This window comes from Pandoraea morbifera, from assembly GCF_902459575.1.
Taxonomy (GTDB): domain Bacteria; phylum Pseudomonadota; class Gammaproteobacteria; order Burkholderiales; family Burkholderiaceae; genus Pandoraea; species Pandoraea morbifera.
In genome coordinates this window covers 180787-193340 of sequence record NZ_CABPSD010000008.1, presented here as the reverse complement: position 1 = coordinate 193340, position 12554 = coordinate 180787, and the positions used below count along the sequence as shown (strand labels likewise).

Below are 12554 nucleotides of genomic sequence, written 5' to 3'. Positions count from 1 at the left end.
CCCGGCCCGGTGCATTCGCCGCATGGCGCGTCTTCCGCGCAGACGCCGGTGCTCGACGCGAGTCCCATGGACCGGCGCGGTGTCGTGGCCGCGATCGACCGGGCCATCGGCTGGCTCACGGAGATTCCGGCTGCGCTGCTCGTTCTTGCCGACATTGTCGTCATGCTCGCGGGCGTGGTGGCGCGATATGTCTTTCACGCACCGCTCGTCTGGAGCGACGAGCTCGCCGGCATCCTGTTTCTCTGGATGTCGATGCTCGGCGCGGTGGTCGCACTGCGCCGGGGCGAGCACATGCGCATGACCGCATTCGTGGGCAAGGCGTCGCCGTCCACGCGAGCGTTTCTCGACGTGCTGGCGATCGCCGCCGCGCTGGCGTTTCTGGTGTTCATCGCGCATCCGGCGTACGAGTATGCATCCGAGGAATCGTTCGTGATCACGCCGGCGATGGAGATCAGCAACGCCTGGCGCGCCGCGGCGTTGCCCGTCGGGGTCGCGCTGATGGTGCTCGCGGGCGGGGTGCGTCTGCTTCGCACCGCAACACCGGTGCGCGCGTTGCAGGCCATCGCCGTCGTCGCGGCAGTGTGCGCGGCCTTCTGGCTGCTCGGTCCGGTGCTCGAACCGCTCGGGCGCTGGAATCTCGTCATTTTCTTCGCGGGGGTCGTCGGTGCGTGCGTGTTTGCCGGCGTGCCGATCGCCTTTTCGTTTGCACTGGCGACGTTCGGCTTTCTCGCGCTCACGACGCGCACGCCGCTGGTGGTGCTGGTCGGCCGGATGGACGAGGGCATGTCGCATCTGATCCTGCTTGCGGTGCCACTGTTCGTCTTTCTCGGCCTGCTCATCGAGATGACCGGCATGGCGCGGGCGATGGTGCGCTTTCTCGCGAGTCTGCTCGGTCACGTGCGCGGCGGTCTGAGCTACGTCCTCATCGGCGGCATGTACCTGGTATCAGGCATTTCCGGCTCGAAGGCGGCCGACATGGCGGCCATCGCGCCGGTGTTGTTCCCGGAGATGAAGAAGCGCGGCGCGGACCCGGGCGATCTCGTGGCGCTGCTGTCCACGACGGGGGCGCAGACGGAGACGATTCCGCCCTCGATCGTGCTGATCACCATCGGCTCGGTCACGGGCGTGTCGATCTCGGCACTCTTCACCGGCGGCCTGCTGCCCGGCGTGGTCCTGGGCATCGCCCTGTGCTGCGTGGTGTGGTGGCGCTATCGCCGCGAAGACCTGTCCGGCGTTGCGAAAGCGAACCGCAAGGAAATGCTCCGAGCCTTCACGTACGCCGTGCCGGCGTTGGCGCTGCCGTTCGTGATTCGCGCCGCGGTCGTCGAGGGCATTGCGACGGCCACCGAGGTCTCGACCATCGGTATCGCTTACTCCGTGCTGGCCGGCCTGCTGATCTATCGCCAGTTCGACGCGCGTCGCCTGATGCCCATGCTTGTCGAGACGGCCGCCCTGTCGGGCGCGATCATCTTCATCATCGGCGCGGCCACCGGCATGGCCTGGGGCCTCACGCAATCGGGGTTCGCGCAGGACCTTGCCGCGGCCATGGAGCGGGTGCCGGGGGGCGGCGCGGGATTCATCGCCGTCTCCGTGGTCGCCTTCGTCATTCTTGGCAGCGTGCTCGAAGGCATTCCGGCGATCGTGCTGTTCGGACCGCTGATGTTCCCGATCGCGCGGGCGGTCGGGGTCCATGAAGTTCACTACGCCATGATCGTGGTGCTCTCGATGGGTTTGGGATTGTTCGCGCCGCCGTTCGGCGTGGGGTACTACGCGGCCTGCGCCATTGGGAAGGTCGATCCCGCCAAGGGCATGCGCGCGATCTGGGGCTATCTCGCAGCGCTGATCGTCGGATTGATCGCGGTGGCGGCGTTCCCGTGGATCTCGACAGGTTTTCTTCGGTAACGAAGACGGCGGCGCGCGTCCGGCGTCGCCATACGACATAGAACGACAGGAAGATCCATGAGCAGATTCTTTGGCGAAATTCGCCAGGTGGCATACCTCGTGCCCGACATCGAGGCGGCAATGCGCTATTGGTCCGGCGTGCTAGGCGTTGGGCCGTGGTACTACAACCCGCGGGTGCCGATTCGCAACTATACCTATCGCGGGGCGCACTTCGAGCCGCACAATGCGGTAGCGCTCGCTAATGCGGGCGGCCTTCAAATCGAATTGCTCGAGATTCGCAACGACGTGCCCTCGATGTATCGCGACTTCCTCAATGCCGGTCGCAGCGGCGCCCAGCACGTCGCCTACTGGACGGAGAACTTCGACGCGGACCTCGCGCGTGCGCGTGCAGCCGGCTTCGAGATTTGCATGAGCGGCGAGGTCGGCGATAACGGGCGCTTCGTCTATTTCGAGGACCGTAGCGAGGCGCCGGGATGTCATCCGGGCACCACGATCGAATTGTCCGAGGTCGCGGGGCCGAAGGGCAGGCTCTTCACGATGATTCGCGAGGCGGCCGCCCAGTGGGATGGCACCGACCCGGTGCGTGCGTTTCCCGATCTGTCGAAGCTATGAACCGGACGCTGAGTGCGACATACCTGATCGAGACGCCGCTCGATCCGGAGCAGGTCGCCGAAGTCATGGCCGGCGAACAGTCCTGCGGCACCTTCACCCGGGTGGCGGGCGAGACCGATGCGCTGCGCGCCCGTGCCCGCGCCACGGTCGAGTCCGTCGAGCGGGTGGGTGAGGTCTCGCGCGCGTCGTTGCCGAACGCCTTTCTCGATCGTCTGGCTGCTAAGGATGCGCGGGCAGGCAATGGGCCGTGGCATCGCGCACGGGTGCGCATCGCGTTTCCGTGCGACAACGTCGGCGCGAATCTGCCCACGCTGGCCGCCACGCTCGCGGGCAACCTTTACGACCTGGGGGAAGTGACGGGCATGCGCCTGGAGCGCGTTGCGATGCCGTCGGCCTATCGTCGGCAATTCGATTTCCCGCGCTACGGCATCGACGGCACGCGCCGGGCCACGCGCGTGGCACAGGGGGCACTCGTCGGCACGATCCTCAAGCCCAACGTCGGCATGCGCGCCGACGAGACGGCCGCGCTCGTCTCCCGCCTGTGCGACGCGGGGGTCGACTTCATCAAGGACGACGAGGTGTGCGCCAACCCCGTGCATGCACCTTTGGCCGAGCGCGTGCCGGCAGTGATGGCGGCGGTGCGCGCGCATCGTGAGCGCACCGGCAAGCAGGTGATGGTGGCCTTCAACATCACGGACGAGACCGACGAGATGATGCGTCACGCCGACCTCGTGCAGCGCGAGGGCGGCAATTGCGTGATGGTCAGTCTGAACTGGTGCGGCTTTTCCGCCGTGACGACGTTGCGTCGGCATACGCCGCTGGCGATCCACGGCCATCGGAACGGCTACGGCGCCATGTCGCGCGATCCGGTGCTGGGCATCGGCTTCCAGGCGTATCAGGCGCTTTGGCGGCTTGCGGGCGTGGATCACATGCACGTGCACGGTCTGCAAGGCAAGTTCGCGCAGCCCGATGACGAGGTCGTCGAATCGGCGCGCGATTGCTATGCCCCGCTTTGCGCGGATGGGGGCGACAGCCCGGACGATCGCGTCATGCCCGCATTTTCTTCCGGTCAGTGGGCCGGAACGGTGCCTGCGACCTGGCAGGCGTTGGGGCGCGACGACCTGCTCTTCATGGCGGGGGGCGGCATTCTCGCGCACCCCGATGGGGCGGGCGCCGGCGTGCAAAGCCTGCGCGACGCGTGGCAGGCGATGCGCACCGGGCAGTCGCTCGATGAAGCGGCGCGCCACGCGCCCGCGCTGGCCGCCGCCATGCGCTTCTTCGGGCACTGAAGCACGCAACACTTCTATGACTTCAAGGGCTGATACGATGCTTCGCCCGCACCTTCTGTATTACGGCGACGACTTCACCGGGGCCACGGACACGCTGGCGACGGCCGCGCGAGCGGGGCTGCGTAGCCTGTTGTTGCTGGCGGCGCCTGATTCGACCCGGCTCGAGGCCATGGCGGCCGACGATGCCCTGCGCGGTCTCGACTGCCTCGGCATTGCGGGTGTGTCGCGCTCACTCGCGCCTCAGGCCATGCGCGAGGAGCTGGCACCCGTTGCGGCGCTCGCGCGTCGCTTGCAGCCCGCGGTGTTGCACTACAAGACGTGCTCGACTTTCGACAGCGCGCCTGGCGTGGGCAACATCGGCGAGGCGGTGCGAGCGCTGGCACCGTCGATGCCGGGCGAGTGGACGGCCGTGCTGGGTGGGCAACCCAACCTCGGACGGTACTGTCTGTTCGGCAATCTCTTCGCGGCGGCCGGTACCGGCGGCGAGGTATTCCGAATCGACCGCCATCCGACCATGAGCCGGCACCCGGTGACACCGATGCTCGAGGCGGATTTGCGACGGCATCTGGGCGCGCAGGGATTGACCGATATCGGCCTCGTGCCATGGACGACGCCCCCCGCGTTCTTGTCGGGGTGCCTGGACGCACTTCGACGGGACGGGGCGCGCACGGTGCTATGGGACGTGGCCGTGCCCGCCGACCTGCCACGCATCGGCGAGGTGCTCTGGCGCCACGCGCAGCGCGCCGCGCTGCTCGCGGTCGGGCCGAGCAGCGTGATCGAGGCGCTCGCGAGCGCCATGGCGTTGCGCGCCGCGCCCGAGGAGACGCGCGTGGCGCCGGCGCGCGGCCCCGTATTCGTGCTGGCCGGCAGCCTGTCGCCGGTTACGGCGGCCCAAGTGCGCGCGGCCCGCTCGTTCGACGTATGTCGCATCGATGCGGCTCGACTGGTCGAGCCCGACGGACAATACCGCGAAGCGATGGCGGCGGAGCTGTCGCGGCGTCTGCGCGCGGGACGCCACACGCTGGCATGCACGGTGGCGCAGGACTCGCAGGCCTCGACGTCGTCGCATGCCTCGCCGAGCGGCGTGTCGGCGCTGGCGCTCGCGCGCGCCGGCGGGGATCTGCTGCGGCAGGTGTTGGAAGGCGCCGAAGTCTCGCGCATGGCCATCGCGGGCGGCGACACGTCGAGCCATGGCATGCGGGCGCTCGATGCGTGGGGCATCACTTACGCGGGCACGCTGGCGCACGGTGCCCCGCTATGTCGGCTGCACAGCGACATGCCTGCGCTCGATGGCATGGAGGTGCTGCTCAAAGGCGGGCAAATGGGCGACGAAGACCTCTTCGAACGTCTGGTGAGCGGCACCTGAACGACGATCGTTCGCAAGTTCCGCAATTTCCCCCGTTCGCGGTCCGGTGGGCGGTCAGTGCCGGAACGTCCTGGCGGTCTCCTCCGCGGCGATGCGCAGCTCCGGCTCGAAGGCCAGCAAGTCGTCGAGCGTGAGACGGCCGATGGGCGCCTGCACGGCAATGGCGGCGCAGGCGCGATTGCGGCTGAGCATCACCGGCACGGCAATCGCGATCAGGCCTTGCAGGTGCTCCTGGTTGTTGATGCCCATCTTGCGGCGTCGCGTGCGTTCGAGCTCGGTGCGCAGTGCCGTCCGGTCGGTGACGGTGCGCTCCGAGAAGCGGCGCAGCGGCAACGTGTCGATCAGATGGTCGCGCCGCTCTTTCGGCAGGAAGCTGAGCAACAGCTTGCCGCTCGCGGAGCAGTGCAGCGGGACGTGAGAGCCCGGTTGCAGGTGCATGCGCAGCGGCCATTCCGTCTCCACCCGATCCACGTAGATCACGTCGTTGCCCGAGAGCATGGTGAGGTTGCACGTCTCGCCGATGCTCGCGACCAACTGTTGCAGCAGACCGTGGCGCGCCGCGGCCGGGCCGGTCTGCATCAACACGTTGATCGCCAGTGCGCGCACGCGCGGCGAACACTCGTAGCGACGGTCGCTCGCATTGCGGGTGATCAGCCATGCGTCCTTGAGCTGGGTGAGGATGCGATGCACCGTCTGCTTGGGCAGACCCAGCGCGTTCACGAGGTCGGTCATCGAGAGCGGGCCGCCGGCCACGGCGAGCGTCTCGAGAACGCGAAACGCGCGCACCGCGGCCGCGTTCGATTGGTTCGATGCCGTCATGTCGTCTCCTTTGCGCGTCGCCCGCGCCGTGATCCGGGTCGAGGTTGCGCGCGCCGTTTCCCGTGATTCTGCATCGGTTTGATTACTTTTGCGGACTTTATCGGTCCCGAATATCGGGACAGCCTGTACACCTTCATGATGTGTCCCGTTTGTCCGGGAATTTGAGACCTGTGGCGCCGCCGGGTTGGCTAGATTGAGTACGCGAGCTCAATCGATAAAAACCCAGGAGGCATCACATGAATTCACGGGCTTTCGGCGCGACCCTCGCGCAGTCGAACGCCGATGCGTCGTCGCCGGCGGGCACCGCCGCCGACGAGATCGAGACCCAGGTGGGCGCGATCGTCGCTCGCGCCCGCGCCGCGCAGCGCGACTTCGCCCGGGGCGGGCAGCAGGCGCTCGATACGGCCGCAGCGGCCGCCGCGTGGGCAATCATGGCGCCGACGCGCAACCGGCAACTTGCAGAGCTTGCCGTGCACGACACGGGACTCGGCAACGTCGACGACAAAATCCAGAAGAACTTCCGCAAGACGCTCGGCTTGCTGCGCGATCTGCACGAGCGCAAGACGCATGGCGTGATCGCCGAGGACGCCCGGCGCGGGATCGTGGAGATCGCTCGCCCGGTCGGCGTCGTGGCGGCCATCACGCCGTCGACCAATCCCGCCGCAACGCCGGCGAACAAGATCGTCAATTCTCTCAAGTGCGGCAATGCGGTGATCGTCGCCCCTTCGCCCAAGGGGTATGGCGCTTGTGCGTTGTTGCTGCGGTTCATTCACGCGGAGCTCGCAAAGGCGGGCATGTCGCCGGACCTCGTGCAGATGCTGCCCGAGCCGGTGACCAAGGCCGCCACCGCGGCGCTGATGCGGCAGGCCGATCTCGTGGTCGCGACCGGTTCGCAGGCGAACGTGCGCATGGCCTACACGAGCGGCACGCCCGCCTTCGGCGTGGGCGCCGGCAATGTGGCGTCGATCGTTTCGGCGAGCGCCGACCTGCGCGACGCCGCCGAGAAGATCGCGCGGTCGAAGACCTTCGACAATGCCACGAGCTGCTCCTCGGAAAACAGCGTGGTGATCGACACTGTCGTGTACGACGCCATGCTCGACGCGCTACGTGCCGCAGGCGGCGTGCTCCTCGATGCGTCGCAAAAGCGTGCGCTCGAGGCCACGATGTGGCACGACGGCAAGCTCAGCGGCCGCTGCACGGCCAAGACCGCCGACGTGATCGCGCAGCTCGCGGGGCTCGACACCGTGGCCTCGCAACGCCCGTCGTTCCTGATGGTGGAGGAGACCGGCACCGGCCCGGCGTATCCGTTCTCCGGCGAGAAGCTCTCGCCGGTGCTCACCGTGTACCGGGCGCGCGATTTCGCCGACGCCGTGGCGCTCGTCGAGCGCATCTACGCCTACATGGGAGCGGGGCACTCCGTGGGCCTGCACGGCACCGATCCGGCTCAGGCGGTGCATTTGGGACAGGCGTTGCCGGTCGCGCGCGTGATCGTGAATCAGGCGCACTGCTTCGCCACCGGCGGCAATTTCGACAATGGGCTGCCATTCTCCCTGTCGATGGGCTGCGGTACATGGGGGAAAAACAACTTCACCGACAACCTGGGCTTTCGTCAGTACCTGAACGTGACGCGTGTGGCGTACCCGATCGCCGCGCAGGTGCCCGATGCCGACGACCTGCTGGCCGACTACTTCGCGAGGTATGGACGATGAACGCCCCGATGAATCCGGCGCCGGTGGCAGGCACGGTGGCGCGGCAGACCCTGTACAAGGATCCCGACGGCACGGCGCGCGATACGGATACGCTGATGGCACCGGCGGCCACGGTACGCGAGCTGATCGATACACGGGCGGCCGCGCTCGGCGCGCGGCCCTATCTGATTCCGGTGGCGGAGGGCGGCGCCCGCCCGGAGGACGTGGCTGCGGCGCTCACCTTCGCCGAACTGCGTGACGATTGTCGCGAACTCGCGCACCGCTTTGCTCAAGCCGGGCTGCGACCTGGCGATATCGTGTCGGTCTGCATGGGCAACGGTATCCAGTCCGCCCGGTTGATTCTTGCGGCGATGTACAGCGGCCTGATCGTCAATCCGATCAACCTGCTGTGTCAGCCGGCGCAGATGCAATACATCGTCGAGCATTCTGACACGCGTCTCGTCTTCGTGTCCGAGGCAATGCTCCCGGCCGTTCAGGAGGCGCTCGATGCGGCCCGCGCACAGGGCATGACGCGGTCGGTCGCGCTCGTTTGCACGTCGCCGGACGCCAGCGAGTCTCCGGAGATCCCGGCGCCCGACGGGCCTTGCGTGCCGGCATCGCCCGACCTGCGCGACGTGGCGTTGCTTATGTACACCTCGGGCACGACGGGCGTGCCGAAGGGCGTGTTGCTCACGCACGCCAACCTGCTGGCCAACGCAGCGTTCATCAGTGCGGAGCATCGCCTGACGCACGATGACCGCGTGCTGGCCTCGCTGCCGCTCTATCACATCAACGGGCTGGTCGTCACGCTGCTCACGCCGCTGTTCCACGGCGGATCGGTCGTGATGGCGCCACGCTTTTCGGCACGCACCTTCTGGCACGACGTATGCACTTCGCGCTGCTCTTGGATCAACGTGGTGCCGACCATCGTGGCGTATCTGCTCGAAGCACCGGCGCCCGAGCGCGCGGTGCTCGCCGGCCTGCGATTCTGCCGCAGCGCGTCGGCGGCGCTGCCCGCCGAGCACCATCGCGCATTCGAGGCGCGGTTCGGTATCGGCATCATCGAGACGATGGGCATGACCGAGACGGCGGCGCCTGTGTTCAGCAACCCCTACGATGCCTCGCGGCGTCGCATTGGCAGCATCGGTCTGCCCTCGGGCGGAGAGGCGAAGGTCGTGCGGCGCGATGGCTCGCAGACCGAACCCGGCGAGACCGGCGAGCTCGTCCTGCGCGGCGCCCAGGTCATGCGCGGCTATTACAAACGCCCCGACGAAACCGCCGACGCCTTCACGGCTGACGGCTGGTTGCGCACGGGCGACCTCGGGCATCGCGACGACGACGGCTACTTCTACATCTCCGGTCGTGCGAAGGAGCTGATCATCAAGGGCGGCGAGAACATCGCGCCGCGCGAGATTGACGAGGCCCTGCTGCGCCACCCGGGAGTGCTCGAAGCGGCCGCGGTTGGTGTACCCGACGCCGCGTACGGGCAGGAGATCGTCGCTTTCGTGGTGGTGCGCGGCCCGGACGGCTCTGACGCCGCGGATGCCGCGGGTAGCGGGGATGGCGTGGCGTTCACGCCTCCCGACGCGGCGGCGCTGCGCGAGCACTGCCTGAAGACGCTCGGGCGCTACAAGACGCCCAAGGCGTTCCACTTCGTGACGGATCTGCCGCGCGGACCGTCGGGCAAGGTGCAGCGCCTGAAGCTGTTGCAACGTTAGCGCCCCCACGTGCGCCGGCCGCCGGCCGGGCATGGTTTCACTGGCAGGACACGATCGCAGACGCATGACGTGTGCGACGTAAATACATAGGAGACAACATGGACAAGCGTACCGGTCGCGTGAAGACGCGCCACATCATTCTTGCGGTCATGTGCCTGATGTATTTCATCTCGTACATCGATCGTGTCAACATTGCCGTCGCCGGCCCGTTCATCCGCCAGGAGATGGGACTCACGACGGTGCAACTCGGGCTTGTGTTTTCCGCCTTCGCCTATCCGTATGCCGCCATGCAGATCTTCGGCGGGTGGCTCGCCGATCGCTTCGGGCCGAAGCTGGTGCTGACGGTGCTCTCGCTGATCTGGGGCGCGGCCACGCTCGCGACCGGCTTTGCCGGCAGCATCCTCACGCTGGTGGTGCTGCGCTTCGTGCTCGGCATCGGTGAAGGCGGGGCGTTTCCGACGGCCACGCGCGCCTTCACGTACTGGATGCCGGTGGGCGAGCGCGGCTTCGCCCAGGGCATCACGCACAGCTTTGCGCGCCTGGGCGGCGCGATCACGCCGCCGGTGGTGCTCGCCATCGTGGTGGCGTTCGGCTGGCGCGAAGCGTTCATCGTGCTCGGTGTCGTGAGCCTCGCGTGGACGCTGCTCTACATGAAGGTGTTCACCAACACGCCCGACCAGCATCGTCGCATCACGCCCGAGGAAGTGACCGAGATCGGCTATCGCACCGGCGACTGCGAGCGGGCCAAGCGTGCCGCGACGCCTTGGCGCAAGCTCATCCGCCGCATGTGGCTCGTGACGTTCGTCGACTTCTGCTACGGCTGGCTGCTCTGGGTGTACCTGACCTGGATGCCTTCCTATCTGCGAGAGTCGCAGGGGTTCGATCTCAAGCGACTGGCGCTGTTCACGGCATTGCCGCTGCTCGCCGGTGTGATTGGCGATACGCTGGGCGGGGTAGTCTCCGACAAGCTGTACAAGGCGACCGGCCGGTTGCGCTTCGCGCGCGTCTCGGTGCTGGTGGTCGGCATGGGGGGATCGCTCGCCTTCCTGCTGCCCATGACGATGGTGTCCGATCCGCTCGTGGCGGTGCTGCTGCTCTCCGCGTCGTTCTTCTTCCTCGAAATCACCAACCCTGTCCTGTGGACGCTGCCGCTCGACATCGCGGGCAAGTACGCCGGCACGGCGGGCGGGATGATGAACACCGGCTTCGGCCTGGCGGGCATGATTTCGCCGGTGGCGTTCGGTTATCTGATCGAGACGAGCGGCAGCTACAACGTGCCGTTCGCCATCTCGGCGGCCCTGCTGGGCGCGGGCGTGGTGGCTGCGCTGTTCATCGACACGAGCAAGACCGTCGAGAAAGATGAGAAGGCCGAGGCGATGGACCGGGCGGCCGACGACGACTACCGCCCCGAGGCGGCCGGCATGGCGGGAGCCTCGCCGGTGTGGGCGCCGGTCGGGCCGCAGCGGCATCCGCTGCGGCGTCCCCTGCGCTGGCGCCGCTAGGCGTGGCCCTGGCGCCGGCCTCCCAGTCGGGAGGCCAGCATGAGCAAGGTGCCGCTCACGGCCATCGAGACCACGCCCATCGCCATGCCTTGTCCGATGGAACCCTGTTCGAACTGGCGCCATATGAAGATCGAGACCGTCTGCACGCCGCTCGGCGCGAGCAGCAGCGAGGTGACCAGTTCGCGCGAGGCAATGGCGAACACGATCATCAGCGATGCGCCGAGCGCCGGCATGACCAGTGGCAGGGTAATGCGTCGCAGCGTGACGCCCGACGGCGCGCCATGCACACGCGCCGCGGCTTCGAGCGACGCAGCCATCTGGCGCAGCGCCGCGCTGGTGTAGCGCACCGGGTAAGGCAGCAGCAGGCAACTGTAGGACAGCAGCAGAATGCCCCACGTGTTGTAAGGCGTGACCGGCCAGAAGGGCAGGTTCCAGGCGAGTATCAACCCGACGCCGACGACGATGCCTGGCAGGGCATGCGGCAGCAGCGACAGGGCGTCGATCAGCACGCGCGCGCGCATTGTCGACTTCACCACGCACCAGGCGCACAGAAACCCCAGCACGCCGGTCACGAGCGACGTGCCCAGCGCGAGGGACAGGCTCGTGGCCAGCGCTTCGAGGCCCTCCGCGCCCTGGGCAAGCAGTGCGGCGAAATGCGATGTCGTGAGATTGGCGACGGACAATCCGCCCGAGAGCGTGCCCGAGAACGCCGTGGCCAGGATCGAGAAGAGCGGTGCGGCCGTGGCGAGCATGGCCACGCACCCGAAGCCAAGCAGCACCGGCCATCGCCAGCGGCCGAGCGTGCGCGCGGGCGAGGCGACCGGTTTGCCGGTCTGTGTCTCGAAATCCTTGCCTGCCGCGAGCCGGTGTTGCAAGACGAATGCGAGCAACGCCATGGCGGCCAGCACGACCGAGAGGACCGAGGCGCCGGGCAGATCGATCGGCCAGTCGGCGAAGCGGGCCTCGATGGACGTCACCAGCACGGAAAAGCCGGCACGCGCGCCAAGCGCGGCGGGCGCGCCAAACTCCTCGATCGCCATGGTGAATGCAAGTAGCAGGCTAGCGGCAAAGGCGGGCAGTGCAAGCGGCAGCGTGACCCTGGCGAACGCACGCCAGGCGCTCGCGCCGTGCACGCGCGCCACGTCGGCCAGACGCGACCCCGTGGTCGCAAACGCGCGCGACACGGCGAAGTACACCACCGGGAAGATGTTCAACGTCATGACGAAGACGAGGCCGGGCAGCGAGAACAGGAACCGGCCCGCGTCGATCCCGCTGAGTTGCTGGGCGTATCCCCCGGTTTGCAGCAGCAACATCCAGCCGAGTGCGGCGAGATACGGCGGCACGAGAAACGGCAGCAGGAAGCACACATCCCAGACACGCGCGCCCGGCACGTGGAACAGGCCGCGAAGCGCCCCCAGCGCGCCGCCCAGAAGCGCCGTGCCGAGCGCCACGGACGCGCCAAGGCGCAGCGTGTTGGTCACGAGCGGCCATGTGGCGTCGTCCGACAGCGTCGGCCACACGGCCGCGAACGGCGCGTCGAAGACACCCGTCGCCAGATGCGGGAAGATCGCCTGCAACAGCACGAACGCGACCGGCAACGCCACGACCACGGCGAGCGCGGCCACCGTCACCGTGGGCAGTCGTCGAAACGGGATCAT

The 12554-nt window shown here is 67.8% G+C and carries 9 protein-coding genes; 7 read left to right on the top strand and 2 right to left on the bottom strand.

Features of this window, described 5'->3' with window-relative positions; genetic code table 11:
- Nucleotides 1–66 precede the first annotated feature (66 nt).
- From PMO31116_RS15025 to PMO31116_RS15010, 4 genes are read left to right on the top strand one after another with little or no spacing between them, the layout of a single operon-like run.
- Nucleotides 67–1902, top strand: a complete 1836-nt coding sequence (locus PMO31116_RS15025; RefSeq protein WP_246185315.1) for a TRAP transporter large permease — start codon at nt 67–69, stop codon at nt 1900–1902.
- A gap of 57 nt (nt 1903–1959) precedes the next feature.
- The gene (locus PMO31116_RS15020) at nt 1960–2514 is read left to right on the top strand and encodes a VOC family protein (RefSeq protein ID WP_150567417.1); all 555 of its coding nucleotides are present in this window, start codon (nt 1960–1962) and stop codon (nt 2512–2514) included.
- The gene (locus tag PMO31116_RS15015; RefSeq protein WP_150567416.1) at nt 2511–3803 is read left to right on the top strand and encodes a ribulose-bisphosphate carboxylase large subunit family protein; all 1293 of its coding nucleotides are present in this window, start codon (nt 2511–2513) and stop codon (nt 3801–3803) included. The genes PMO31116_RS15020 and PMO31116_RS15015 overlap by 4 nt, the downstream gene beginning before the upstream one ends.
- A 16-nt stretch (nt 3804–3819) precedes the next feature.
- A complete protein-coding gene (locus PMO31116_RS15010) occupies nt 3820–5169 on the top strand; it encodes a four-carbon acid sugar kinase family protein (protein WP_246185306.1) in 1350 nt (449 codons plus the stop codon).
- 54 nt (nt 5170–5223) lie between these two features.
- On the opposite strand, the gene PMO31116_RS15005 is transcribed toward PMO31116_RS15010, so the two are convergent.
- The gene (locus PMO31116_RS15005; protein WP_150567415.1) at nt 5224–5988 is read right to left on the bottom strand and encodes an IclR family transcriptional regulator; all 765 of its coding nucleotides are present in this window, start codon (nt 5986–5988) and stop codon (nt 5224–5226) included.
- A gap of 236 nt (nt 5989–6224) precedes the next feature.
- On the opposite strand from PMO31116_RS15005, the gene sauS reads away from it, so the two are divergent.
- The 3 genes from sauS to PMO31116_RS14990 all read left to right on the top strand — a co-directional run bounded on the left by sauS (nt 6225) and on the right by PMO31116_RS14990 (nt 10896).
- Nucleotides 6225–7697, top strand: coding sequence for an acylating sulfoacetaldehyde dehydrogenase (gene sauS, locus PMO31116_RS15000; RefSeq protein WP_150567414.1), 1473 nt, complete (start codon nt 6225–6227; stop codon nt 7695–7697).
- Between the two features lie 95 nt (nt 7698–7792).
- On the top strand, nt 7793–9394 hold the full coding sequence (locus PMO31116_RS14995) for an AMP-binding protein (protein ID WP_150567472.1): 1602 nt from the start codon (nt 7793–7795) through the stop codon (nt 9392–9394).
- Between the two features lie 98 nt (nt 9395–9492).
- Entirely contained in the window at nt 9493–10896 is a 1404-nt protein-coding gene (locus PMO31116_RS14990) for an MFS transporter (RefSeq protein WP_150567413.1), read from the top strand.
- Here PMO31116_RS14990 and PMO31116_RS14985 read toward each other — a convergent pair.
- On the bottom strand, nt 10893–12554 hold the full coding sequence (locus PMO31116_RS14985) for an ABC transporter permease (RefSeq protein WP_150567412.1): 1662 nt from the start codon (nt 12552–12554) through the stop codon (nt 10893–10895). The genes PMO31116_RS14990 and PMO31116_RS14985 overlap by 4 nt on opposite strands.

Excerpts from the sequence above, each read along its gene's own strand:
- PMO31116_RS15020 (WP_150567417.1), top strand. The coding sequence starts at position 1,960 with ATGAGCAGATTCTTTGGCGAAATTCGCCAGGTGGCATACCTCGTGCCC.
- PMO31116_RS14985 (WP_150567412.1), bottom strand. The coding sequence starts at position 12,554 with ATGATCCCGTTTCGACGACTGCCCACGGTGACGGTGGCCGCGCTCGCC.
- PMO31116_RS14990 (WP_150567413.1), top strand. The coding sequence starts at position 9,493 with ATGGACAAGCGTACCGGTCGCGTGAAGACGCGCCACATCATTCTTGCG.
- PMO31116_RS15010 (WP_246185306.1), top strand. The coding sequence starts at position 3,820 with ATGACTTCAAGGGCTGATACGATGCTTCGCCCGCACCTTCTGTATTAC.
- sauS (WP_150567414.1), top strand. The coding sequence starts at position 6,225 with ATGAATTCACGGGCTTTCGGCGCGACCCTCGCGCAGTCGAACGCCGAT.
- PMO31116_RS15005 (WP_150567415.1), bottom strand. The coding sequence starts at position 5,988 with ATGACGGCATCGAACCAATCGAACGCGGCCGCGGTGCGCGCGTTTCGC.
- PMO31116_RS14995 (WP_150567472.1), top strand. The coding sequence starts at position 7,793 with ATGGCACCGGCGGCCACGGTACGCGAGCTGATCGATACACGGGCGGCC.
- PMO31116_RS15015 (WP_150567416.1), top strand. The coding sequence starts at position 2,511 with ATGAACCGGACGCTGAGTGCGACATACCTGATCGAGACGCCGCTCGAT.
- PMO31116_RS15025 (WP_246185315.1), top strand. The coding sequence starts at position 67 with ATGGACCGGCGCGGTGTCGTGGCCGCGATCGACCGGGCCATCGGCTGG.